19 protein-coding genes and 3 pseudogenes are annotated in these 23,111 nt (G+C 71.2%); 9 read left to right on the top strand and 13 right to left on the bottom strand.

Annotated elements, in window-relative coordinates; all coding sequences use genetic code 11:
- Nucleotides 1-541: 541 nt before the first annotated feature.
- The gene (locus tag ACFC1T_RS36340) at nucleotides 542-2,158 is read left to right on the top strand and encodes a molybdopterin-dependent oxidoreductase (protein WP_375896482.1); all 1,617 of its coding nucleotides are present in this window, start codon (nucleotides 542-544) and stop codon (nucleotides 2,156-2,158) included.
- 113 nt (nucleotides 2,159-2,271) lie between these two features.
- Nucleotides 2,272-2,922 carry a fasciclin domain-containing protein gene (locus ACFC1T_RS36335; RefSeq protein ID WP_375896479.1) on the top strand — a complete coding sequence of 217 codons (651 nt, stop codon included), beginning with the start codon at nucleotides 2,272-2,274 and terminating at the stop codon, nucleotides 2,920-2,922.
- Nucleotides 2,923-3,561: 639 nt separating this feature from the next.
- On the opposite strand, the gene ACFC1T_RS36330 is transcribed toward ACFC1T_RS36335, so the two are convergent.
- The 5 genes from ACFC1T_RS36330 to ACFC1T_RS36310 form a co-directional block, all read right to left on the bottom strand.
- Nucleotides 3,562-3,999 carry a hypothetical protein gene (locus ACFC1T_RS36330; RefSeq protein ID WP_375896476.1) on the bottom strand — a complete coding sequence of 146 codons (438 nt, stop codon included), beginning with the start codon at nucleotides 3,997-3,999 and terminating at the stop codon, nucleotides 3,562-3,564.
- A 150-nt stretch (nucleotides 4,000-4,149) separates the two neighbouring features.
- Nucleotides 4,150-5,676: a sensor histidine kinase gene (locus ACFC1T_RS36325; RefSeq protein WP_375896474.1), complete on the bottom strand. Its 1,527-nt coding sequence runs from the start codon at nucleotides 5,674-5,676 to the stop codon at nucleotides 4,150-4,152.
- On the bottom strand, nucleotides 5,673-6,404 hold the full coding sequence (locus tag ACFC1T_RS36320; RefSeq protein WP_375896471.1) for a response regulator transcription factor: 732 nt from the start codon (nucleotides 6,402-6,404) through the stop codon (nucleotides 5,673-5,675). Before ACFC1T_RS36320 ends, ACFC1T_RS36325 begins: the two co-directional genes overlap by 4 nt.
- Nucleotides 6,405-6,680: 276 nt before the next feature.
- Nucleotides 6,681-7,373 (bottom strand): metal-dependent transcriptional regulator, encoded by a 693-nt coding sequence (locus ACFC1T_RS36315; protein ID WP_375896469.1) that lies wholly within the window; start codon nucleotides 7,371-7,373, stop codon nucleotides 6,681-6,683.
- 8 nt (nucleotides 7,374-7,381) lie between these two features.
- A complete protein-coding gene (locus ACFC1T_RS36310; protein ID WP_375896466.1) occupies nucleotides 7,382-7,915 on the bottom strand; it encodes a YbhB/YbcL family Raf kinase inhibitor-like protein in 534 nt (177 codons plus the stop codon).
- Nucleotides 7,916-8,068: 153 nt separating this feature from the next.
- On the opposite strand from ACFC1T_RS36310, the gene ACFC1T_RS36305 reads away from it, so the two are divergent.
- Complete coding sequence (locus ACFC1T_RS36305) at nucleotides 8,069-8,773, top strand: GntR family transcriptional regulator (RefSeq protein ID WP_375896465.1); 705 nt, start codon at nucleotides 8,069-8,071, stop codon at nucleotides 8,771-8,773.
- Between the two features lie 708 nt (nucleotides 8,774-9,481).
- Here the strand turns inward: ACFC1T_RS36305 and ACFC1T_RS36300 are convergent.
- Complete coding sequence (locus tag ACFC1T_RS36300; RefSeq protein ID WP_375896463.1) at nucleotides 9,482-9,979, bottom strand: FAD-dependent oxidoreductase; 498 nt, start codon at nucleotides 9,977-9,979, stop codon at nucleotides 9,482-9,484.
- A gap of 804 nt (nucleotides 9,980-10,783) precedes the next feature.
- Between ACFC1T_RS36300 and ACFC1T_RS36295 the strand changes: the two genes are divergently transcribed.
- From ACFC1T_RS36295 to ACFC1T_RS36285, 3 genes are all read left to right on the top strand, one after another.
- Nucleotides 10,784-12,421: an ISL3 family transposase gene (locus tag ACFC1T_RS36295; RefSeq protein ID WP_375896460.1), complete on the top strand. Its 1,638-nt coding sequence runs from the start codon at nucleotides 10,784-10,786 to the stop codon at nucleotides 12,419-12,421.
- A 43-nt stretch (nucleotides 12,422-12,464) separates the two neighbouring features.
- Nucleotides 12,465-13,268, top strand: coding sequence for a hypothetical protein (locus ACFC1T_RS36290; RefSeq protein ID WP_375896457.1), 804 nt, complete (start codon nucleotides 12,465-12,467; stop codon nucleotides 13,266-13,268).
- 576 nt (nucleotides 13,269-13,844) lie between these two features.
- The gene (locus ACFC1T_RS36285; protein ID WP_375896455.1) at nucleotides 13,845-14,165 is read left to right on the top strand and encodes a hypothetical protein; all 321 of its coding nucleotides are present in this window, start codon (nucleotides 13,845-13,847) and stop codon (nucleotides 14,163-14,165) included.
- A gap of 135 nt (nucleotides 14,166-14,300) precedes the next feature.
- Here ACFC1T_RS36285 and istB read toward each other — a convergent pair.
- The 4 genes and pseudogenes from istB to ACFC1T_RS36265 all read right to left on the bottom strand — a co-directional run bounded on the left by istB (nucleotide 14,301) and on the right by ACFC1T_RS36265 (nucleotide 17,297).
- Nucleotides 14,301-15,043, bottom strand: a pseudogene (gene istB, locus ACFC1T_RS36280) (IS21-like element helper ATPase IstB).
- Between the two features lie 95 nt (nucleotides 15,044-15,138).
- Nucleotides 15,139-15,741, bottom strand: coding sequence for a hypothetical protein (locus ACFC1T_RS36275; RefSeq protein ID WP_375896453.1), 603 nt, complete (start codon nucleotides 15,739-15,741; stop codon nucleotides 15,139-15,141).
- Nucleotides 15,742-15,870: 129 nt separating this feature from the next.
- Nucleotides 15,871-16,752: an NADP-dependent oxidoreductase gene (locus ACFC1T_RS36270; RefSeq protein WP_375896450.1), complete on the bottom strand. Its 882-nt coding sequence runs from the start codon at nucleotides 16,750-16,752 to the stop codon at nucleotides 15,871-15,873.
- Between the two features lie 149 nt (nucleotides 16,753-16,901).
- Nucleotides 16,902-17,297 (bottom strand): MerR family transcriptional regulator, encoded by a 396-nt coding sequence (locus ACFC1T_RS36265; protein WP_375896448.1) that lies wholly within the window; start codon nucleotides 17,295-17,297, stop codon nucleotides 16,902-16,904.
- 161 nt (nucleotides 17,298-17,458) lie between these two features.
- On the opposite strand from ACFC1T_RS36265, the pseudogene ACFC1T_RS36260 reads away from it, so the two are divergent.
- Both ACFC1T_RS36260 and ACFC1T_RS36255 read left to right on the top strand, forming a co-directional pair.
- Nucleotides 17,459-17,929 (top strand): annotated as a pseudogene (locus ACFC1T_RS36260) (DUF6000 family protein); the annotation flags it as partial.
- A gap of 83 nt (nucleotides 17,930-18,012) precedes the next feature.
- Nucleotides 18,013-18,495: a hypothetical protein gene (locus ACFC1T_RS36255; protein ID WP_375896445.1), complete on the top strand. Its 483-nt coding sequence runs from the start codon at nucleotides 18,013-18,015 to the stop codon at nucleotides 18,493-18,495.
- A gap of 10 nt (nucleotides 18,496-18,505) precedes the next feature.
- Here ACFC1T_RS36255 and ACFC1T_RS36250 read toward each other — a convergent pair whose 3' ends face one another.
- Both ACFC1T_RS36250 and ACFC1T_RS36245 read right to left on the bottom strand, forming a co-directional pair.
- Nucleotides 18,506-19,606, bottom strand: a complete 1,101-nt coding sequence (locus tag ACFC1T_RS36250) for an acyltransferase family protein (RefSeq protein WP_375896442.1) — start codon at nucleotides 19,604-19,606, stop codon at nucleotides 18,506-18,508.
- 754 nt (nucleotides 19,607-20,360) lie between these two features.
- Complete coding sequence (locus tag ACFC1T_RS36245) at nucleotides 20,361-21,014, bottom strand: TetR/AcrR family transcriptional regulator (protein WP_375896440.1); 654 nt, start codon at nucleotides 21,012-21,014, stop codon at nucleotides 20,361-20,363.
- 149 nt (nucleotides 21,015-21,163) lie between these two features.
- On the opposite strand from ACFC1T_RS36245, the gene ACFC1T_RS36240 reads away from it, so the two are divergent.
- A complete protein-coding gene (locus tag ACFC1T_RS36240) occupies nucleotides 21,164-22,714 on the top strand; it encodes an MFS transporter (protein WP_375896437.1) in 1,551 nt (516 codons plus the stop codon).
- Nucleotides 22,715-22,799: 85 nt separating this feature from the next.
- Here ACFC1T_RS36240 and ACFC1T_RS36235 read toward each other — a convergent pair.
- A pseudogene (locus ACFC1T_RS36235) lies at nucleotides 22,800-23,111 on the bottom strand (hypothetical protein); the annotation flags it as partial.

The raw sequence follows: 23,111 nt of genomic DNA, 5'->3' as shown, positions 1-23,111 counted from the left end.
ACCGCCGCTGGACCGAGCTCTACACCGCACTCGGCGGCGACGCCGTCCACGTCACCACCGGATAGTCACGTTCCGGCCGACGCTGCGGCGTCCGGCCGCTCGACGCGGGCCCGGGCGGTGCGGGTGTGCGGGGGAGACCACGGCGAGATGATCCGCGCACCGTCTCCAGCCTCCCGCGTACCCGCGGATGCCTCTGACCCTGACGGCGCCGGCACCTGGACGGCGGAGGTTCCTCCGATCCAAGGTTCGAGCCCCCGTCGTTCCATACGCGAGGGTCCGTGGCGGCACCGGCCGCCGGTATCCGGGGCAGGCCGGGCGGAACCGCAGGGCCGACCACACCTCGTCGACGGCGACCTGCCGTACCGGCCGGACGCCGCCCTCCGGCACCCGTGCCCACCTCGTCAGTTCGTTCGGCCGGGTTCACCCCTGAGGGTGTTCCGGAATTGGCACCCATCCGGGCCCTGGCGGCCGCCGAATGGCGGGTGTGAACACCGACGCAGCCCCGCCCCCGCCACCTTCGGTCCGACGTCGGACGCGGGCGGTGCGTGCGGGTGCGGCCGCCGCGGCCGGGGTGGCCGCGGCGGTGGCCGCGCTCGGGGCGGGCGAACTGGTCGCCGCGGTGACCGGCCCCGGTACCGCGCCGGCCATCGCGGTCGGCTCGGCGGCGATCGACCTGACGCCGACTCCGTTGAAGGAGTACGCCGTCCGCACCTTCGGCACCCAGGACAAGGCGGTGCTGCTCGGCGGGATCCTCCTGACGACGGCTCTGCTGGCCGCGTTCACCGGATGGCTGTCCGCCCGCCGTCCGAAGAGCGGAGCAGGTGTCTTCGGGGCCTTCGGCCTCCTGGGCGCTTGGGCCGCTCTCTCCCGGTCGGGTGCGGGCGCCGTGGACGCCGCACCGGCCCTCGCGTCGGGCGCGGTCGGCGCGCTCACCGTCCTCGGCCTGTCACGACTGCTCCGAGCGGCCGCGCCCCCGGCGCGTACGACCGCGCCGACCGCGCCGACCGCGCCGACCGCGCCGACCGCGTCGACCGCGAATTCGGACGACGACCCGGCGCAGCAGGAGCAACCCGCCCCGACCCAGGACACCAGCCGCCGGGCCGTGCTGGCCGCCACCGGCGCGACGATCGCCGTCGGCGCACTCGCCGGTGTCGGCGGCCGGATCCTGGCGGACCGCCGCTACGACACCGGGGCACTGCGCGCGGCCGTTCGGATCCCACCCGCCGCCCAACCGCTGCCCCCACCGCCCGCCACGGTGCGGCCCAAAGTCCCGGGCCTGTGCCCGTTCGTCACCCCGAACACGGACTTCTACCGCGTCGACACCGCCCTCACCCTTCCCCGCATCGATCCCCGACGCTGGGCCCTGCGCATCCGCGGCCTCGTCGACCACCCGCTCCTGCTGACCTTCGACGACCTCCTGCACGAACCGCTGGAGGAACTGGACCACACGCTGACCTGCGTCTCCAACGAGGTGGGCGGCCCCTACGCCGGCACCACCCGCTGGCTCGGCGCCTCCCTCCCGGCCCTGCTGCGCCGTGCTGGGGTGCGTCCCGGAGCCGACCAACTGGTCGGCCACTCCCAGGACGGCATGACCATCGGCACACCCTTGGAGTCGGTACTCGACGGCCGGCGCGCGCTGCTGGCGGTCGCGATGAACGGCGAAGCCCTGCCCGTCGCCCACGGCTTCCCCTGCCGCAGCGTCGTCCCCGGCTTCTACGGCTACACCTCCGCCACCAAATGGCTCGTCGACCTGGACGTCACCACCTTCGCCGCGTACGACCCGTACTGGGTGCGCCGGGGCTGGGACCGTACCGGCGCGGTCCGCACCGCCTCGCGGATCGAGGTTCCGGCTCCGTTCGCCCGTGTTCCCGCGGGGGAGGTCACGGTGGCCGGAACCGCCTGGGCGACGCACCGGGGGATCGCCGCCGTCGAGGTCCGCGTCGACGGCGGCCCCTGGCAGCGTGCGCTGCTCGCCACCGACGCCGGCCCCGATCTCTGGCGGCAATGGACCTGCACATGGGCCGGTGCCACTCCCGGCACCCACCGGATCGAGGTCCGAGCGACCGATGCCGGTGGCGCCGTCCAGACCGAGGAGCGGGCCGCCCCCTTCCCGTCCGGGGCCACCGGCTGGCACAGCGTCGTCGTCACCGTCACCTGAGGGCCCCGACCGGCCCGCCCGGCAACTACCAGACCACCTTCATGACACCGGCACCAGCCGGTGCGGTCCGCCCCAGGGGCTGACCGTTCCATCCTCACAAGGAGATTCCTTCCATGAACGTCACCGCCCCGCGCCGCAACGCGGTCACCGCGCTCCTCGCCGTGACCGCGCTCGCCCTCAGCCTCGGGGCCTGCAGCAGCGGCTCCGGATCGTCCTCCGCCTCCAAGGCCCCCGCCGCCGCGCCGTCCTCGGCCGCCGCCCCCGCGACGGCGGCCGGTGCCGCCATGAGCGACCAGCCGTTCGGGACGGCCTGCGCCGCCGTGCCCAAGGACGGCGCCGGGTCCTTCACCGGCATGGCCAAGGACCCGGTCGCCACCGCTGCCTCCAACAACCCGCTGCTGTCCACCCTGGTGACCGCCGTCAAGCAGGCCGGGCTCGTCGACACCCTCAACTCCGCGCAGAACATCACGGTGTTCGCGCCGACCAACGACGCCTTCGCCAAGATCCCCAAGGCCACCCTGGACGCCGTCCTCGCCGACAAGGAGAAGCTCACCAAGATCCTCACCTACCACGTCGCCCCCCAGCGCCTCGCCCCCGGCGACCTCACCGGCGCGCACAAGACCCTGGAGACCGGCAACGTCACGGTCACCGGTGCCAGCCCCGACTTCACCGTCAACGGCGACGCCAAGGTCCTGTGCGGCAACGTCCAGACCGCCAACGCCACGGTGTACATCGTCGACACCGTCCTGATGCCCACCTCCTGACCCTCCCCACCGGCGGGCCCGGAGGGGACACAGGTGCGGCCCGTGCGACGAACGGGCGCCAGTCCGCAGTCGGGCCGACGCCGGGACCCGTGCCGGGCCCGGTCCGCGGATGCTGTCGGTGCTCCCCGCCGGTCCCGGCGACTGCGGTGCTCGTGTGCTGGAGAGCACGCCCGGAGCCCTTTCGCTCGATCTCACAGGCTTCACAGGCTTCACAGGCGGCTTCGGCTGTTCCCCGTTGCTTCGACGGGGAACAGCCGGAGAGCTTGCGGGGTCAGGGAGTCGAGGTGTCCTGGGTGTCCTTGGCGGCGTCCGATTCGGCAGCGGCGGCGGCGCTGTCGGCGGCGTCCACCTTCTTCCGCATCTCGCCGAGTCGGTCACCGCTCGCCGCCGACCCGCTCGCCGCCGACCCGCTCGCGCCGGCGGACGGTGACCCGGCGGCGGGTGCACCGGTCCTGCCGGGGCCGGTCCCGTTCGTGCCACACGCCGTCAGGGCGAGCGTGGCGAGCAGGGCGGCCGTGACGGCAGCGGTTCGCCGCGACAGCCGAGGGGCTGGTACCGGTGCAGCCACCGGCCTGCCGCCGACCGGGTCGGACGCCGTGCCGGGAATGGTCACTGCGCCGGCGGTCACTGCGCGGTCGGTCACTGCGCGGTCGGGGTGCCGAGGCCCTGCGAGGAGCACCAGGTGGCGACGGCGTTCAGGTCACTCTGGCGCTGGGTCAGCGTCGGCACCAGGCTCTTGCGGTACGTCAGCCGGTCGTTGAGGTCGTTGTAGATCGCGGTGTGGCCGGCGGCCTTGGCGTTGTTCACCCGCTGCTGCAGACGGGCGATCGAGCCGGCCTCGGTGACCGGACCGTTCAGGCGGTCCAGGGCGTTCTGGATCCGCTGCTCGGCCTTCGGCAGCCGCTTGCAGATGCCCTTCGCTCCGTCGCCCTCGGGCGTCGGCAGCACCTTCGGGGTCTGGGAGGCCACCGGGGTGGCACTGGGCGTGGCGGCCTGAGCCGGTCCGGTGAGGGCGACCAGGGTGGTGCCCAGGGCGAGAGCGCCGATCACGGCAGCGGCCTTGCGGTGCGGGTGCATGGCGAAGTCCTCCAGTTGCCACGGGTGGCAGGTCCGGCCGGAGCGTCGGGCGGTCCGGCTGAGCAGGACGATAAGGACCCTCTTTGTGGATTCCTTGTGAGCCGGCGAGCTGGCCCACCGCCCCGCGGGTGTTCCGACGCCCGTGGCGCGTCAGGCGCTCGCACCCGTGGAGCTGATCCATTCGCGGCGGGCCGGCAGGGGCGGGGTCGGGGCGTCCTCGCCGACCAGGGGCAGCCGGACCTCGACGCGGCAGCCGGTCCCGCCCGGCGGCTCGGTGACCGTGACGGTGCCGCGGTGCAGGGCCACCTGCTGGGCGACCAGGGTCAGTCCCAGTCCCGAGCCGGGGCTGTCCCGGCGCCGGCGGAAGCGGTCGAAGACCGCCGCCCGGTCCGCCACCGGGATGCCCGGCCCGTCGTCGTCCACCGTCAGCACCGCCTGTCCGGCGTCCCGGCGCAGTCCGACCGCGATCCGGGCCGGTTCCCCGGGCCGGTGACCGTGCACGGCCGCGTTGGCGAGCAGGTTGTCGCAGACGATCCGCAGCCCGGCCTCCCACCCGTGCACCCGCAGCCCGCCAGTGTCCGGTCCGACGTCCGGCCCGGTGAGGCCGGGACCGGCCAGGTCGACGGTCACCTCCGGCCGCCGCCGGCGCAGCTCGGCGACGGCGGCCGCGGCCGGGTCGGCCGGGTCGAGGACCGTGAACGCCTCCTCCTCGACCAGGTCGCCACGGGCCAGCGTGCGCAGTGCGGTGAGCAGGTCGAGGAGTCGCCGGTGGTCGTCGCGGAGGTCGGAGAGGATCTCCGCGCGGTCCGTCGGCGGCAGGTCCGGGTGCGCGCCGAGGACGTCCAGGTTGGTCCGCAGGCTCATCAGCGGTGTGCGCAGTTCGTGGGAGGCGGCGGCGGAGAACGAGCGGGCGGTTTCCAGCGCCCGGCCGGTCCGTGCGACCTGCTGGTCGTACCGGGCCAGCGCGCTCTCCAGCGCGAGCGCGAGCTCGTCCACCTCGCGGACCCCGCTGTGCCGGTGGGTGAAGCCCACGGCGCCGGCCCGCGGGTCGAGCGCGGCGGCGCGTCGGCCCAGGCGGCTGAGCGGCGCGGTGGCCCGCCGGGCGAGGCCGTAGGCGAGCAGTCCGGCGACCGGTGCGGCCAGCGCTGCGGCCCACAGGATCCGCCCGCGCACCGCGTCCACCTGCGGGTCGGTCGCCGACACCGGTGCGGTGACCCAGAGCGTGCCGGGGTCGGCGCCCGCCACCGGCCGGGCCAGCACCCGCCAGGCCCGGCCCTGCGCCCGTACGGTGACCGGCCCGCCGGTGCCCGCGGGGGCGGGGTGCGGGAGTACCACGGCCGGGCCCGGTACGGGGCCGCCCTCGGTGACCCGGTCGCCGTTCGGGTCCGCCACCCGGATGCCGACGTCCAGTGCGTCGTCGAGCAGGTTGCGGCGCTGGTTCTGTTCGACCCGGGGCCGGTCCTGCCGGGTGGCGCTCAGCAGTGCCTTGGCGGCGGGGAGCACGGCGGCGGCGCGGTCGCGCAGCCTGGTGTCCTGCTGGGCGCGCAGATCGTGGGTGACGAGCCCGAGCAGCAGTGCGCCGGTGCCCAGGACGAGCAGCGGGACGAGCAGGGCCGCACCGGTCGCGATCCGGGTGGCCAGGCTGATCGAGCGCCGGGCGGGGGCGGTGCCGCTCACCGGTGGGCCTCCGGAGTCCGCAGCACGAAGCCGACGCCCCGCACCGTGTGGATCAACCGTGAACGGCCGCCCTCCTCCAGCTTGCGGCGCAGGTAGCTGACGAACGTGTCGACGGCATCGGTGCGGACCTCGAAGTCGTAGCCCCACACCCGGTCCAGCAACTGGTCGCGGGTCAGCACCAGCCCGGCGTTGCGGGCCAGGTACTCCAGCAACTCGAACTCGCGGCGCGTCAACCGCAGCGGTTGCCCGTCCCGGCGGGCCTCGCGGGCGGCGGGTTCGATCTCCAGCGGCCCGACCCGCAGCACCTCACCACCCGGCCCGGCGGGACGGCCGTACGTGCCGGCCCGGGTTCGGCGGCGCAGCAGGGCGTGCAGGCGCAGCACCAGTTCCTCCAGCGCGAACGGCTTGACCAGGTAGTCGTCGGCGCCCGCCTGGAGGCCGGCCACCCGGTCGGCCAGCTCGTCCAGTGCGGAGAGCATCAGCACGGGCGTGTCGATGCCCTGCTCCCGCAGCCGGCGGCAGACTTCGCTGCCGTCCAGGTCGGGCATCGAGACGTCGAGGACCAGCACGTCCGGCGGCTCGTCGGCCACCAGGCCCAGCGCCGTCCGCCCGCCGTCGGCCGTGCGTACCGTGAACCCGCTGAGCCGCAGGCCGCGCTCCAGCGACCTGCGGATGATGTCGTCGTCGTCCACCACCAGCACCGTCCCGGTGCCGTCACCGCCCGCCATCGGGGTCTCCTCGCTCCCGTCCGGCCTCCGCCGGGGCGTCCTACGGTGACACGGGCTGATGAGAGCTTTCTCATCGAAGTCCCGCGACCTGCGGGGCAACGGCTCCCCGTCGTGGCGTGCCTCGAAGAACCTCGCCTTCAAGCCCTCAACATCCACGATCCCCGCAACTCCCTGGGGTCAGGGTGTTGCGGGGATCGCTGGAACCCGCCGTCGTGGTCGAGGGCCGTCCTCGTCGGGTGCACGGGCCTTACGGCATGGGCCGACACCCGGGTGGGCTCAGCGCTCGGCCACGAAGACGTGCGCGGCGGTCTGCGTGGGGAGTTCGGTGGCCGCCCCGCCGCTGCTGACCGTCACACCGCCGGACGAGGACGTCACGCTCACGACCGCGCCGGGCCGCACCCCGGCGTGCCTGAGGGTGTGCATCAGTCGGGGGTCGGTCTGGACCAGCTCCCTGATGCACCGTACGACCGCGGTCGCGCCGTTCGGCCCGGGTTGAAGGTCGCTGAGGCTGACCATGCTCTCGGCAGGGAACGGATCCACGGTGCTCTGCCCCCCGAGTTCCTCCAGGCCCGGGATCGGGTTGCCGTAGGGCGACGTGGTGGGGTGCCGCAGCAGCACGAGGACGCGGCGTTCGACGGCCTCGCTCATCACGTGCTCCCAGCGGCAGGCTTCGGCGTGGGCCTGCTCCCATTCCAGTCCGATCACCTCGACGAGCAGGCACTCCGCGAGCCGGTGTTTGCGCATCACGCGCGTGGCGGTCCGCCGGCCCTCCTCCGTCAGCTCCAGGTGCCGGTCGTCGGCGACGTGCAGCAGACCGTTGCGTTCCATGCGGGCGACGGTCTGGCTGACGGTGGGGCCGCTCTGGTCCAGGCGCTCGGCGATGCGGGCGCGCATGGGGGCCACGCCTTCCTCCTCGAGCTCCAGGATCGTGCGGAGGTACATCTCCGTGGTGTCGATGAGTCCGGACATGGTGTTCGTCAGGCGGGGGTTTCGGCTGTGGCGGTCAGGACCGCGCGGCCGAGGATGTGGCCGGCCATGGTGAAGCCGAGGACGGCCGGGGTGGAGTCGACCGGGACGCCGATGGACTCGACGTCGAGGGCGTGCACCACGACGAAGTAGCGGTGCGGGCCGTGCCCGGCCGGCGGGGCGGCGCCGATGAAGCGGGCTGCGCGGGCGTCGTTGGGCAGTTGGAAGGCGCCCTCGGGCAGGCCTGAGCCGGTGTCGTCGCCGGCGCCCTCGGGCAGCTCGGTGACGGTGGCGGGGATGTCGGCGACCGCCCAGTGCCAGAACCCGGACCCGGTGGGGGCGTCGGGGTCGTAGACGGTGACGGCGTAGCTCTTGGTGCCGTCCGGGGCGCCGCTCCAGGACAGCTGCGGGGAGACGTCCTTCCCGCCGGGGACGCCGGAGGAGTGCTGCTCGGGAGGCCAGGCGGCGCCGTCGGTGACGGCGGTGCTGGTGACGGTGAAGAAGTCCGCCTCGGGGAGGCGGGCGAAGGGGTCGTTGGCGCTCATCGCGTCGTTCCTTTCGGTGTGTGCTGTGGGGCGGTGGTGGTGCGGCCGACGGAGCCCACGGCTTCGCGTGGCGGCACCGCCGCGCTCCCTCGGTCGCTGAATCGACCATAACACTAATAATCGATTATCTGCGGGATCGTCTATGCTGGAGGCATGACTCAGACGGCCCACACCTCGACCTCACCGGGGAAGCTGATGCTCTCCGAGCAGGTCTACGCACACCTGCGGGACGCGATCATGCGCGGGGACCACGCCCCCGGCGACGCCCTCAAACCGCAGGACCTCGCCAAGGATCAGGGCGTGAGCCTGGCCGTCGTGCGTGAGGCGCTCGTGCGGCTGGTCGGCGAGGGCCTCGCCGACCGGCTGCCCAACCGCGGCTTCGCCGTCCCGGCCGTCTCCGACCGCCGCTGGCAGGAGATCGCGGAGGCCCGCAGAACCATCGAACCGGTCGTCCTGCGCATGTCGATCGAGCGCGGGGACGTCGACTGGGAGGCCCGCGTACGAGCCGCCCACCACCGCCTGGCCCGCACCCCGGCGTACGTGCCGGAAGAGGGCGAGTACTACAGCGCCGCATGGTCCGAAGCCCATCGGGTCTTCCACCGCACCCTGCTGGAGGGCTGCGGCAACCCCGTCCTGCTGGAGACCTTCGACCGAACCTGGACCGCGAGCGAACTGGCTCGCCGCTGGTCGGCGCAGCACAACCCCGGCCGGGACGCCGTCGGCGAGCACCGCCGGCTGGAGGAGGCGGCGCTGGCCCGCGACGCCGACACCGCGGCCGAGGTACTGACCCAGCACCTCACCCGGACCGCGGCCGACTTGACCGGCCGCCCCCACCGCGAACCCGCGCAGGAAGCCTGATGCGCCACGCCGACCTGACTGGACGTGGGGTGTTGTCCGGCGTTCGGCCCGTATGTGCTGGTGGGGTCCTTACGGGTGCGGGCCTTGAGGCGGTGCCGATGGCGGGCGGGGTGCAGGGCGTCGAGGACGGCCCGGCCGATGGTGCCGACGGGCTCGACGGGTCCCGCCAGGGACTGGGCCCCGGTCGCGCTGATGACGGTGTCGCCGGTTGCGCGGATCAGGGCCTGGTAGGCGGTGAGCAGAGCGTAGACCTCCTGGTCCAGCCCGGACAGGCTGCGCGAGCGCAGGACGCGGCTGTCGAGCATCGTGGCCTTGATCGAGAAATACGTGCTCTCCGGCCGCAGTCGGCGCTCGCGCGTCCCGCTCTCCTCCAGCACCGCGGGCTTGACCTGCCGCTCAAGACTCAAACGCAACGGTGTTGAGATGTGGCAGCGGGAGGCGCCGCGCTTCGCCACGCGGGCGGACGTCCGCGGACGGCGTTTGGGGAGCCAGGCGCGCAGGAGCCGGGTTCCGATCTGTCCTACCAGGCCGGCCCGGGGGCCGGGACCGGTGGTTTCGGCGGGACGGGCGATCAGGGCGGCGGTGAAGGCGGCGTGGTCCGGGTCGGTGTGGGACCGGGTCTCCACGGCCGTGACCATGACCGATCGCAGGGCTTGGTGGACAATCAGCAGACCCCAGAGCGCCTGAGTAGGAGCGGCAGCTCGGCAGTCATGCGACGTGGCCCGTTTCCCTTGCCCTGTCCTGGTTCGCCAGGGCGTCGATGACCTCGGATGCGGCCCGCCTTCCGGCCTCGATGGCGCCCTCGAGGTATCCGGGGTGTTCGGATGCCGTTTCCGCGCCGGCCCAGTGGATCCGGCCGACGGGGGTGGCCGACATTGGCAGCACGCTGGCGGGAGTTCCGAGTTCGGGCAGCGCGATGTAGCCGCCGCCGACGTGCTCATCGAGGTGCCAGGCCTTCTCGTGCCGGCTCACCGGTTCGAGGACCTCGGGTCCGATGTGCGGGGAGAGGGGGCCGAGGACGGCGCGGCGACGCTGTACCGGGTCGAGACGGTCGAGGTCGCGCCAGGACCGGCGGAGGCTGGGCGAGGGCCGGCGGATGAGAGGCGGCAGCACCGTGAACGCACCGTTGGTCTGACCTGCCCGCTCCGCGTGGCCGCGTTCCCGCGAACGGCCGCCACGAGCCGGGGCTTGCGCGAACTCCGTCACCGCAGTTCAGCTACAGGTCCGTGACCGTCAAGAACGCGCGAGCGCGTTCCCAGGAACGTTCGCGCGCATGACGTCGGGGGTGCCTTCGTTCACGGGAAGTAGCAGAGCGGTCTGTGCTCCGGCCGATGATCAGAGCTGGCTGGCGGTCCGTCGAGTGGGACGAAGTACCCGCTGTCGACATCGGGCAGGCAAGCCTCGCTGATGACCCAGTGGAGCGTGGTCGGGCCGGAGGGAATCGGCGTCAGGTCCACGAGTGCACTCGTCGCCTGGTGGCTGTCGTCGGTTGCGAGCATCACTGCGTTGTGGGGCTGGGGCCGGGGCGCGTGGGTCGGCACTGTGGCAGAGGCGGGGCACCACTCCTGCACGTCGCCAGGAACGGAGTCAGCACGTAACTCGACGTACTGCCGACCGAGATCACCGATTGAGGGCAGGGACCAGGCCGGACAGTTCGTTCTGTTCGTCCTCGCTGCCGCGAGTGTGGACCGGCGACCTCCCCGACATCGAATCCGACAAGCACCTCACCGCCCGCTGGATCCCCGCGGACCGCCCTCCCGAGCCCCGCGTTACCAACGGTCGCACAAGCGCTCGTCGTCCAACCACGTTCGGGGGCCCGCCTTCTCGCGCTACGGCTGGGCCGGCACGACTCGGTGATCAGTGGCGGGTCTGATTTTGTCGGGTCATATAAGGTTCTGGCCCAGGTTGTGTGACCGGCGACGGTGCGTGACGGATCACCTGGCGTCGGTGAGCATGTAGATCGACTGAAAGTTGTCGGCTCGGGTTTCGGGTGGCTGACAGTCGGCGGTCGTGACGCAATCGTGGTCCCTGTTCAGGGAGTTGCTGTTCCCGTTGGTGTTGGAGGCGGCGGTTGTCCGGGTGGAGCCAGCGGGCCCCGTGGTTCGGGTGGAGGTGCGGTCGACCGCCGACGGCGCCAACTGCCCCGGCTGTGGCGCCTGGTCGAGCCGTGTGCATGGCTCCTACCTTCGGTCCCCTGCCGACCTGCCGAGCGCGGGACGGTGGGTCGTGCTCGCGCTGCGTGTACGACGGTTCACCTGCCCGGATCGGTCGTGTCCACGGCGGACGTTCGTCGAGCAGATCGAGGGCCTGACGCGCCGACATGGGCAGAGCACCGAGCGGCTGCGCTCGGCGGTCACCGCGGTCGGGCTGGCGCTCGCTGGCAGGGCCGGTGAACGGATGGTCCGGCTGCTGGGCCTGCATGGAAGCCGCAGCACGCTGCTGCGGCGGGTGATGGAGATGCCGGACCTGCCCGTCGGCGCCCCGACCGCGATTGGGGTGGACGACTTCGCTCTGCGCAAGGGCCACGTCTACGGCACCGTGATCATCGACGCCGTCATCCATCGGGTCTTGGACCTACTCCCGGAGCGCGACGCGGCCACCCTCGGCCCGTGGCTCGCCGACCACCCGCAGGTCGAGGTGATCTGCCGCGACCGCGCCAGTGCCTACGCGGAGGCCGCCGACGCGGCGGCACCCCAGGCCCGGCAGATCGCCGACCGCTACCACCTATGGCACAACCTCACCCAGGCCGTCGAACGCACGGTGCTCGACCACCGCTCCTGCCTGCACAGCCTGCCCGTGATCGAGTCTGAACCCGAACCGCAGTGGGAGACCCCACTCCCCATCGACAGCGGCACCGACATCGAGGAGAAGGCCGAGAAGCCGACGGATCCCACCGGACGCATGGCGGACCGACGCACCGCCCACCACGCCTTGGTCCACGAGTTGCTGGAGCGAGGCATGAGCATGCGCGAGGTCGCCCGCCACCTCGGCTGGAGCCGCAACAGCGTCCGCCGCTACGCGCACGCCGCACGCTGGCAGGACATGATGAAGGACCGGCGCCCCCGGTCGAGCAAGCTCGACCCGTTCAAGCCCTACCTGGCCCAGCGGTGGGACGAGACGGGTGGGAGGATCACCATTCGCGTGCTGTTCGAGGAAATCACCGCACGGGGCTACCGGGGCGGCCGCACGCTCCTCGCCCAGTGGAAGCGCCAGGCCCTCATCGCCCCGGACAGCGCACCGCCCCCGCCGCCACCCCCCTCAATCCGGCAGGTCACCGGCTGGCTGGCCCGCCACCCCGCCGGGCTCACCCTGGACGAGGAAGTCCAGCGCAAGGCGGTCCTCGCGCACTGCCAAGAGCTGGACACCGCCGCTGGCCTGGTCACCTCCTTCGCCGAGATGCTTACCCGCCTCGAAGGCGAACGCCTCACCGAGTGGATCACCGAGGCCATGACCTCGGGCCTGCCCGGGATCAGTACCTTCGCTGCCGGCCTGAACACCGACTACGACGCCGTCCATGCCGGACTGACCACCCACTGGAACTCCGGCCCCGTCGAAGGCACCGTCAACCGGATCAAGATGCTCAAGCGCCAGATGTACGGCAGAGCTGGCTTTGCGCTCCTACGAAAGCGAGTCCTTTGCTGCGGCTGACACCCCGCACGATGCTCGCGCGGTGACGCTATAGCCTCCGTCTGTGACCATCAGCGGCAGCCGTGCGACCGAGAACCCTTGCCCCAAGCCACCTCACTATCAGGAGCTCTTGGACAGTACGGATTGGGCGTCACTCGCCACTCCGTTCGGGAGGGGCGAGTCCCTGTCGGTCGCGCTGGTACGTCTTCTCGACCCCAGCCCGTCCGTCAGAGCGGCTGCCGCCAAGGACGCGCTGGATGCAGTGACCCATCAGAACACCATCTACGAGGCCACCGTGCCCGTGGCTCTCTACATCGCGGCCATCCTCAACCACCCGGCCACCGCAGCAGGCGAGCAGGGCCACGATGCCAACGTCCAATCACGCCATCCCACCCGCGAGAGGCTGTTGGACTGGCTTGGCTACACCGCCTACGACGCCGACGACGAGCGCGTCGCCATGGGCGAACGCCATTGCGGTGAAGGGTTTCTCGATGCTTGCCCTGACGTGCGCGCTTTCCGGGACCTGCGGCCGGCGATCTACTTCGCCGTTCAGCCGTTCCTCACCGACAACAATGCGAAGGTACGCGACGCGGCCCTCGTCGCCGCCATCCCACTCATAGAGCACCACGCCCTCACCGAGCACCGGAATGACCTGATCAACCACGCTCGCCGGCTGCTAGGCACCAGTACAGATCGATACAAACGCGACCGCGCCCTGGACGCGCTGAAGGCCTGGGGTCACGACACCACGGCGCTGGAAAGAGCGGACGACATCGCGGCCCGAGAACTGCACGCCCGTTCAGCCGATCATGATTGGTGGTGGGCAAACAACGGGACAGGCGCCGACGCCGACGACCCACCGTTCTAACACAGAGACATGCTGCCGCCCTTTGGCTCGGTCGATCACTCAGCGTGGCCGGACCACAGAAGTTGGACCAGAACCTCATATGAGAGCCCCTGCTTCGGCATGAACGGGAGCCAGGGCTGGTCCGTTCGTGGCGGTGACGTACTCGACCGTGGTGGGTGATCTTCGGCGAGGTCGGGAGCCGTTCCGGCGAGATTGGGAGCCACTGATCGGGTGAGTCGGCTGGCGTGGGCGGAGTGTTCGTAGGGGCCGGGGTTGGGGCGTCGGTAGCTTGTGGTCGCGGGCCCGGGGCGCCTCCCTGACAAGTCGCGGCCAGGGCCCTCCCTTGGAGGTGGCGAAGGGCTGGACCCGTGGGTCCAGCCCTTCGTGCTGCTGTGGTGTTTCAGCTTGTAATTCATCGTCCGGCTTCGAACAGGCAGTATACGAATCGCCTTCGGGTGAACCACCGGGTGCTGTCGTGAAGTCTGGTCCCGGGTGCGGGTAATCAGTGACCGGGAGCCACGCGGTGCCAGCCGGTTCGGGGCTTCGGGACTCCCGGCGACGTGCCCCTCTTGTGAACCCCAGCACGGGAGTTTCCTCATGCGTATGCGCTTCAGCCGGCGCGCGGCCCTCGTGGTCACCGCCGGCGCCCTCGCCCTGTCCTTCGTCAACCTCTCGACCGCCTCGGCGGCCCCCGGTGTCGTGCTCATGGAGCACGGCGACCAGTTCAAGGAGGTGCGAGACCCGAACGGCGGCCAGTGCTACCCCGGCCTCGGCCCCGACACCGCGATCGCCAACCGGACCGGCGGCACCATCCTGCTGTTCCCCGACGGGGGCTGTAAGACGAAGATCCTCAACCCCCTGGGGCCGGGTGAGTTCCGGCCGGACGAGAACGTCGGCAGCTTCCTGGCCCTGGACTGACCCCCGCGCCACCCCGCCCGCCCTCTGGCCCGAACGCCGCAGGGCGGGCGGCGGCCTAAGGACTGCCTGGCAATTTGCGTGTTCGGCGGGCATTGCCAGACACGCCTTGGCCAATCGGGGATCGAAGGCAGCTTCTCAGTTCGCGGAGGGGAAGAGAGATTCCTGGGTGGCCTGGTAGCGGTAGGACTCGGTGCCGGTCTGGATGAGGGTGCAGCGGAAGGTGATGCGGTCGGCGATAGCAGCGCAGAGGCGGGCGTCGCCGAAGGTCTTGTCCCATTCGGTGAAGAGTGAGTTCGTGGCGACCGCGGTGGCCTTGCGCTCCTCACGCTCGGTGAAGATCTGGAACAGCAGCTTCGCGCCCTTGCGGTCCAGGTTCAGGTAGCCGAACTCGTCCAGACACAAAAGATCGATCTTGCTGTAGCGGGCGATCACCGAGGACAGGCGGCGGCTCGCGTCGGCTTCGGCGAGCTCGTTCACCAGCGCACTGGTGGTGTAGCGGACGGACAGGCCGGTCTCGGCGATCGCGGTGCCGATGCCGATCAGCAGGTGGGACTTGCCGGTGCCGGAGTCGCCGATCAGCACCAGCGGCCGGCCCTCACGGACCCAGGTCGGTGACTTGAGGTCCGCGACGACCTCGGGGTGACACTGGGGTTCTTCTCGAAGTCGAAGTCCTCCAGCCGCTTCGGGCGTGGGAAGCGGGCCAGCCGCAGCAGCCGCTGCTGGCGGCGAAGGTCCCGGTCGGCGAGTTCGACCTGCAGCATGTCCAGCAGGAACTGCTTGTAGGTGGCCTGCTCGCGCCGGGCGGTGCCCGCCAGATCGATGAACCGCTCGCGGAACGCCGGCAGGCGAAGCTCCCGGCATGCCTCATCGATCAGCATGTCCTCCGGGTCGCCGGGCAGTGACATCCTGCGGCCGGGGACCCTGCCGTCGGTGTCCTGCTCGTCGTCCTGGTCGGTGACGGTGATGGTCGGCCTCATGCGCCGTGGCCTTTCTGGGTCTGGCTGTCGCGGCCGGCGACTGGGCTCAGCAGCCGGTCGTACTTGCTCATGTCGGGCAGGGCCGAGCGCGGGTCCGGGGGCAGGCGGCGCGCGTGCAGGGAGATCACCTGGGCTCCGGCGCCCGCGGGCGCGTCCGGGGAAGCCCCGTCGGCTTCGGTCAGGAGCTCGGCGTCGTCCGCGTCGGTGCCCTCCATCGCCTTGCGGGCCTCGATCGCGACCAGGTCGGTGGAGACCGACCCGACCCGCAGGCAGATCTCCATCGCCGCCACCAGTGCCTCCGGCGGGAGCTGGCGGTGCAGCAGCAGCACCTCGATCAGCATCCTGGTGCCCTCGCGGTCACCGGCCCTGGTCTTCGCCGCCGCCCAGAACGCCTCGTGGACCTTGGTGAAGCCGCCCTCCGCCCGGGCCTGTGCCAGGGCGGAGGCCCCGGCGAACGCGCCGGGCTTGGCCAGCAGGATCTCCAGGTAGTGGTCCACGAAGTCGTGGTAGGTGTAACGCCTGGTCAGCCTGGGGTGGCGCGCGACGACCTTGCGCCCGTCGAACACCCACAACTCGTTCGCCCGCAGCTTGACGCGCACCTTGTGTCCGCGTACGCCTGAACGTGCTCAACGCCGTACAGGTGAACGTGTTCAGTTGTTGCTGCGCTGACCACGGGCTCTCGTCAGTCCGCAATGGACGGTCGGCGGCGTCGGGCGGCCGGGCACTTCTCATACCACCTTGATGACAACCTTGCCCGAGGCGTGACCGTTCTCGACGGTGGCGAGGGCGGCCGGGGCGTCGGAGAGCGGATGGACCGCGGTGATCACGGGTACGAGGACTCCGTCGAGGGCCAGCCGGGCGGACCGCTCCAGGTTCTCGCGGTCGAGGCGACGCTCGACGAAACGCCCACCGAGATCGGGCACAGACATGTCGCCCACGGCGATGACGTTGTGGGGCTCCCGGGCCAGTGGCGCGACCGTCCGCAGCGAGGGGCCTCCGACCAGGTCGACGATCCCGTCGAAGCCGTCCGGGACCAGCTCGCGCGCCGCGGTGACGACGTCCTCGGCGGCGTAGTCGATGAACCGCACCCCGATGGCCTCGGCGTGCTCGCGTTTGGCGGCACTCCCGGTGCCGATCACACGCAGCTCGCGCCCAACGGCCAACCGGGCGACGGCGAGGCCGACCCCGCCCCCGACCCCGTTGACCAGGACCGTCGCACCGGCCGGGAGGTCGAGCTGGTCGAGCACGTCCACCGCGGTCGTCCCGGCCACTGGCAGCGTTGCCGCCACGGTCGCGGACAGAGCCTCCGGGATGCGCGCGCTGTTCGGCGCGGACAGCACCGTCGTCTCGGCGTAGGTGCCGCCACCGGTGAGTGCGAAGCCGAAGACCGCGTCACCCACCTCGAGCCCTTCGACATCCTCGCCCCGAGCGAGAACGATTCCGGCTGCCTCCATCCCCAGAACGCGGGGAAACGGACGCCCGCCGTCGAGCCCGTCGACCAGTCCCGAGCGCAGAAGGTGGTCGAGGGGATTCACGCCGGCCACGGTGACCCGGATCAGCACCTCGCCGCGACCGGGGACGGGATCGGGACGATCGAAGAACTCCTGCACCTCGGGCCCGCCATACCTGCCAAAACCCCACGCCTGCCCCATCTTCTGCTGCCTCTCGTGTGACCGACCCCGGTGGTTCCGGGCGCTGTCGCCATCCTCACCTCTGACATTGATGTAAGGGGCAAGTGACTGAGACACAGATCACAGCATCAGGCCGACTGTGCCACCGGTTCCGGGGCCGTGGACAGCTCCGCCCGGTGCCGGCTGTTGGCCCTGATCAGCACGTCGAGTGCATCCCGGGTCTCGATCAGGTGCGCAATGTCGGAGTCGATCCGTTCGCGCTCGCGCATCATCGCCGTGAACGTCTCCTCGGCGACGCCCAGGTCGCCAGGGATGTCCACACACGGCAGCACAGTCGCGATCACCCGGCTGGACATACCCGCGTCGAACAGCTGTCGGATGAGCGATACGCGCTGGACCGCACCATCGGAATAGTGACGCTGCCCGGCATCGGAGCGTGAGCTGGTCAGCAGGCCCTGCTCTTCGTAGTACCGCAGTGAGCGCGGACTCACGTCCGTGCGCTTGGACAGCTCGCCGATCCGCATTTCTGAGAGCCTACGCCCGCGTGCTCCGGGTTCAGACCGCCGGCGAGTCATGGATGCTCGCGGACACCCCCACGGCCGCAGGGTTGTCGTCCCGGTCCCACGACTGAACACGTTGGTCTGTACGCGCCTGAGCACTTTCCTCAGTACGCCGACAGCCTGAGCGCCTAGTGTTCGCGAGAGAGCTGGTCCAGGCTGCCTCGGAGATCACTCCGGCTGAGCTCGACGTCCTCTTCGAAGGCGGGTGGCGAGAGCGCAAGACTGCTTCCTGGCTGGTGGTCGTGGCTGGCAGGACCGAGTTCCGCGGCCGCATCGGCGAACTGCTGATGGCCAGCGAAGGGCCGTATGCCGGCGCGGCCTACTGCGTCACCCTCGCCACGTTCGGCGACAGCGCGGACGCCGATCTGCTGTGCCGATACCTTGACCGTTACTTGCTGCGGCCCTATCTCGACTCTGACCAGGGCTTTGCGCTTGGCGCACTGCTTCACCTCGACGCCACCCTCGGGTCCGAGCGCGCATCCGGATACCTTGCCGAGGGGGGCCTGTGGACGCAGTGGACCGACGCTCCGCCGCGAAGGGACCGTGATCCGCAGGCGTACCGCCAGGTCGTGGACCAGCTCTGCTCCTTAGCCAATGAGTGTGGTGAACACATTGCCTCGCTGGAAGACAGGCACTACTCGCGGCCGGGACCTCGACGGTCGTCAGCGAACATCCGGGCATGCGGATCGGCGAGGAGTATCCGGTCCTCGAAGTGTTCGCCGCCCGGTCGCGGATCCTGTTCCGCCTTCCTGACCGCAGTGCGCGGCGGAACGAGATCGACTCGCCTGGGCTGTGGGACGCCGACATGTTCGAGGTCGTGTCCGATCGGATGCCGACCTGTTGGGTCACCGGACTGGAGGATGGTCGGCTGACCCTGGCGCCTCGGGAGTGGCAGCGACCGGGTTTCTGGGAGGACTACTTCGATCACGTGCCGGGCGCGGTGAGTCCGGCGCTGGTCAACGAGCTGCCGGTAGTGGCGGACGACCTCTTCGGGATAGACCGCGACGTAAGCCTGAGTGGTGTTGAGATCGAGATGGCCGAGGAGCTTCGCGGCGATGTGGATCGGCAGGCCGCCGTTGACCGACGGACCGGCTCCCAAACTCACCGAAGAACCGCTGGCTCCCCAACAGGCCGAAGCCGTGGCTCTACTTCACCCCGGTAAAAACAGCGGGTCACTGTGCGGGTTCCGGGCGCGGTACCGGTGGGTGGCTCGGGTGTCGGTCGAGGGCTTGGTCGAGGCGGCGACGGAGGGCACGGCCGATGGGCTTGTCGACCACCCGGTGGATGATTGCGGCGAGGAGGAGCATCGAGACGGTGGTGAGGGCGAGTCGGCCCCAGGGGCCGAGCCAGTGGGCGTGGGCGGTGAGTTCGGCGGCCATGGGCAGGCCGAGGCTCTGGTGGATCAGGTAGAAGGGGTAGGTGAGCGCACCGGCCGTCATCAGCCAGCGCCAGCGGATGCGGGCGAGGGGGCCGATGGTGGCCAGGAGCAGCAGGGCCAGGAAGGCGGTCAGTAGGGCGCTGGCGACGGTCCAGGAGCAGAGTGCTTTGGATCCCCACTCCTGGTAGTGGCCGGCCAACCGGGTGGGGAGCATGGTCAGTTCGTAGCACCAGGCGAAGCCGAGGAGTATCCAGAGCATGAGGTTCTGCCCGAAGCGGTACATGAGGTAGACCGCGATGCCGGCGACGAACAGGCCGGCGTACTGGCTGAGGACGAGGTCGTCCAGGAACTTGCTCTTCGTCTCCGAGGTGATGATCCCGGCGGCCAGCCAGATCACGCAGAACCCCATGACCCGGTGGTAAGTGGTGCCGAAGGCCAGGAGGACGGCCATGAGGAGGTAGAAGTGGGCCTCGACGGCGAGGGTCCAGGCGACGCCGTCCAGGAGGCTGGCGTGGAGGGCGTCAGGGAACATGGTCAGGTTGGCCAGGACGATCCGGGGGTGGATCACCGCGCCGACGTCGTGGGTCTCCATGGGAATCAGCGCGATCCTGGCCACGATCAGGATGAGAGCGCACCAGTAGGCCGGGTAGAGCCGGGATATCCGTGAGGCGGCGAACTGTCCTGCGGTGCGCCCCCAGGCGCTCATGCAGATGACGAATCCGCTGATGAGGAAGAAGGCCTCGACACCGAGCCAGCCGTACATCGATGCGTGGTGCAGCGGGTAGGCGAACTCCTTCGCGGACGGCCCCCACAGGGTGGGCGAGATCGCGCTGAGGTAGTGGAATCCTGTGACGGCGAGCGCGGCGAGCAGCCGCATGCCGTCGACGACGGCCAACCGGGCTCCTGGCCCACCCCGGCCACGGCCTTCAGTCAGGGCTCTTGCCCGTGCAAGGCCATCCCGGGCCTGCAGGCGGGTCGGCGGTGACGTGGGTTCGTGGAGCACTGGCCGGAGTCCGATCATGTCGATACGCCCGCTCTCCCTCGGGACCGCAGACGAGGGTCGTGGGGGTAAGCGAACTGTGATGCCGCTCAGCCGTTGCACGGGCACGGCACCCGCAGACTGATCAACGTGCGCTCATCTTATGACGAGGAATTTCGGCGAAGGTCGTGCGGTCAGGGCATCGAGTGAAGCCGATCGGGGGCGGCCGGGGGGGCGGAAGTCCGCTACGAAAGGAGTCGGAATTCCACGGGGACTCAAGGGCTGAGGCCTGCTCTGTCGCATGGCCGTCCCAGATGCCCTCCGGGTAGGTCAAGTCGTTCAGCGGACACCCTCGGACGGCCTGGGTGCATCGGACTAGTTGGTTACCCGGCAGTCGTCTGCGCCGTGGAGCAGTGAGACAGGCCGTCAAGATGCCGCGTCTATCGAGACGCGCGCGCCTCATTGCCACAGCGGTGGCTGCGGCGCTCTGCGTCGTGGTCGCAGAACTGGCCCTGGAGGCCTGGTGGCTCCCCTCCAAGTGGCGAACCTACGACGCCTCCCCGTCCGGCCGGATCCTGGTCAGTGCAGACGATCAGACGATCACGCTCACCGTTAGCTGGTCCTGCGAAGTAGACCTGCTACTGAATGATGCGCCGCGCGACCTACGGACTCAGAGGCCGCGGGCGACGGTCGACAGGACGGCCTCGACGGCGGTGCGCAGCTCGGCTCCGGACAGGCCCCGCAGTGGGCCCTCGACCAGCAGGTCCGACAGGCCGTGGACCGCCGACCAGGCCGCGTACTCGGCGCCCGGGCGGCGGTCGGTGGGGAAGGCGCCGAGCCGGACCAGGTCGTCGAGGTGGGTGGACAGGATGGCGTAGGGGTCCGCGCCGCAGGAGCCCTCCGGGTCCGGTTCCCCGCCCGATGCCAGGCCCGATGCCGGATCCGGTTCGCCGCGCGGGGCGGCGGTGGTCCCGCAGAAGGCGGTGCGGAACCAGCCGGGCTCGGTCAGGGCGAAGTCGATGTACGCCCGGCCGATCGCGTCCAGCCGCGCCCGGGCCGCCGCCACCTCGTCGGGCAGGTCCACGGCCGCGGAGCGGGCGAGCATGAGCCGCCCCAAGCGGTTCATGCAGCTCGCCGCGACCGCCGCCAGCAGGGCCTCGCGGCCGGCGAAGTGCCGGTACGCGGCGTTGTGCGAGACGCCCGCCCTCCGGCTGACCGCGCGCAGGACGACGGCGGCGGGTCCGCCGGTCCTGGCGAGGTCGACCCCGCCGGCGACCAGTGCTTCCCGCAGGTTTCCGTGGTGGTACGGCCGGCTCGTGGCCACGTTCCCGCCCTCCCGTCCCTTCCGGTGTTGACAGTGTCCACTTTGCGGTGAAATACTGGCAAATGTCCACATGTTCCCGCTGTCAACATCGCGGGATCCACTCCCTCGACCGAGCCCGCACCATCCGCCCCACCTGGTCGGAGGCAGCCATGCCCCACCGTCCCGCGCCCCGGCGCTCCCTGGCCCTCGCGTCCGTCTGCCTCGCGGCCTTCGCGATCAACCTGGACACCACGATCGTCAACGTCGCCCTCCCGGACCTCGGCCGCCAACTGCACGCCACCACCCGCGACCTCCAGTGGATCGTCGACGGCTACAACCTCGCCTTCGCGGCCCTCGTCCTGACCGCCGGTTCGCTCGGCGACCGGTTCGGACGACGGCCCGCGCTGCTCACCGGACTCGGCGGCTTCGCGCTCACCGGCGCGCTGGGAGCCGCCACCGGGTCGTCCGGCGCGCTGATCGCCGTCCGCTTCGCCATGGGCGCCTGCGCGGCGGTCATCTTCCCCACGACCCTGTCCGTCATCACCAACGCCTTCCCCGACCGCCGCGCACGCGCCAAGGCGGTCGGCCTGTGGGGCGCGGTCACCGGCCTCGGCGTCGCCGTCGGTCCGGTCGCCGGCGGACTCCTGCTGGCCCACTTCGCCTGGCCCTCGGTCTTCCTCGCGCTCGTACCGGTGGCGCTGGTCGCCCTCGCCGCCACCTGGTTCTGGGTCCCGGAGTCCAGGGACCCGTCGAGCGCCCGACTGGACCCACCGGGCCTGCTCACCGCCTCGGCCGCCGTCGGCCTGCTGGTCTTCACGGTCATCGAGGCGCCGACCCGGGGCTGGGACCGGCCCGCCACCCTCGCGGGCTTCGCCGCCGCCGCCGCCCTCGCCGCCCTCTTCGTGGTGATCGAACGCGGACGCAGCCACCCGATGGTGGACATCACCCTGTTCCGCACCCCGGCCTTCTCCGCCGCCAGCGGAGCGGTCACCGTCGCGTTCTTCGCGCTCTTCGGTTTCATCTTCCTGGTGACGCAGTACTTCCAGTTCATCCGCGGCTACGGCGCCCTCTCCACCGGCGTGCGGATCCTGCCGGTCGCGCTCACCATCGCGCTCGGCTCGCTCGGCGGGGTCGCGCTCGCCGCCAGGGCCGGGACCCGGGCGGTCGTGACCTCCGGGCTCCTGCTCCTCGGGGCCTCCTTCGGGTGGATCGCCCTCTCGCCCGCCTTCCAGTCCTACGGGCTGATCGTCGGTCAAATGATCCTGATGGGACTGGGCCTCGGCCTGACGACCGCACCGGCCACCGAGTCGATCCTCAGTGTCCTGCCGCCCGCCAAGGCGGGCGTCGGATCGGCCGTGAACGACGCGACCCGCGAGACCGGCGGGACCCTCGGAGTCGCCGTCGTCGGCAGCGTCTTCACCTCCCTCTACGCCTCCCACCTCGCGACGACCGGCTTCTCCACCCTCCCGGCCGGCACCCTCAGTGCGGCCGAGGGCTCGGTGGCCGAGGCCCTGCGCACCGCGGCGGCCACGCCCCCGGGCTCCGGGGAGGCGCTGCGGGCGGCGGTCCAGACTTCCTTCATGCACGGGTTCCACGTCGCCTGCACCGTCGGTCTCGCGGTCTGCCTCCTCGGCGCCGCCCTGGCCCTGGCCCTGCCCGGCGCCCACCCCGTGTCCGTGCCCTCGACGCCGGCAGCGACACCGGTCCTGCCGAAGCGTTGACGCTGTCCCCGAGGCAGCCGGGTACTCGAGGGGGCGGCACGTGACGTGATGCCCGGTTTGCTTGAGGCGGGGCCGCAGCTGTCGGCTAGGTCGTGACGAAGGCGCCGGTGGCGGCGTCGATGGTGACCACCAGGAGGCCCTTCTTCTGCTGGTCCTCCGGCGGCTTCATGCCGACCAGCCAGCGCGGGTGCCAGGTGCCGTCGCGGTCCGCCTGGGCGAGGAGGATCGTGCTGCTGGTGGTGAAGCCGGGGTGGGCGGTGGCCGCGGTGCTCCGTGCGGTCGCCTCGGTGACGGTCGCCTTCGGGAGGGCGGGCGGGTCGACGTGCCGGGCGGAGAACGAACTGACCCGGCCGTTGCCGGTGACGAGCAGGTCGAGCCGCATCGGCATGAGGACGCC

The organism is Kitasatospora sp. NPDC056076, assembly GCF_042266305.1.
Lineage (GTDB): Bacteria > Actinomycetota > Actinomycetes > Streptomycetales > Streptomycetaceae > Kitasatospora.
The sequence above is the reverse complement of the archived record's forward strand: the minus strand, read 5'-3'. Positions and strand labels throughout refer to the sequence as shown.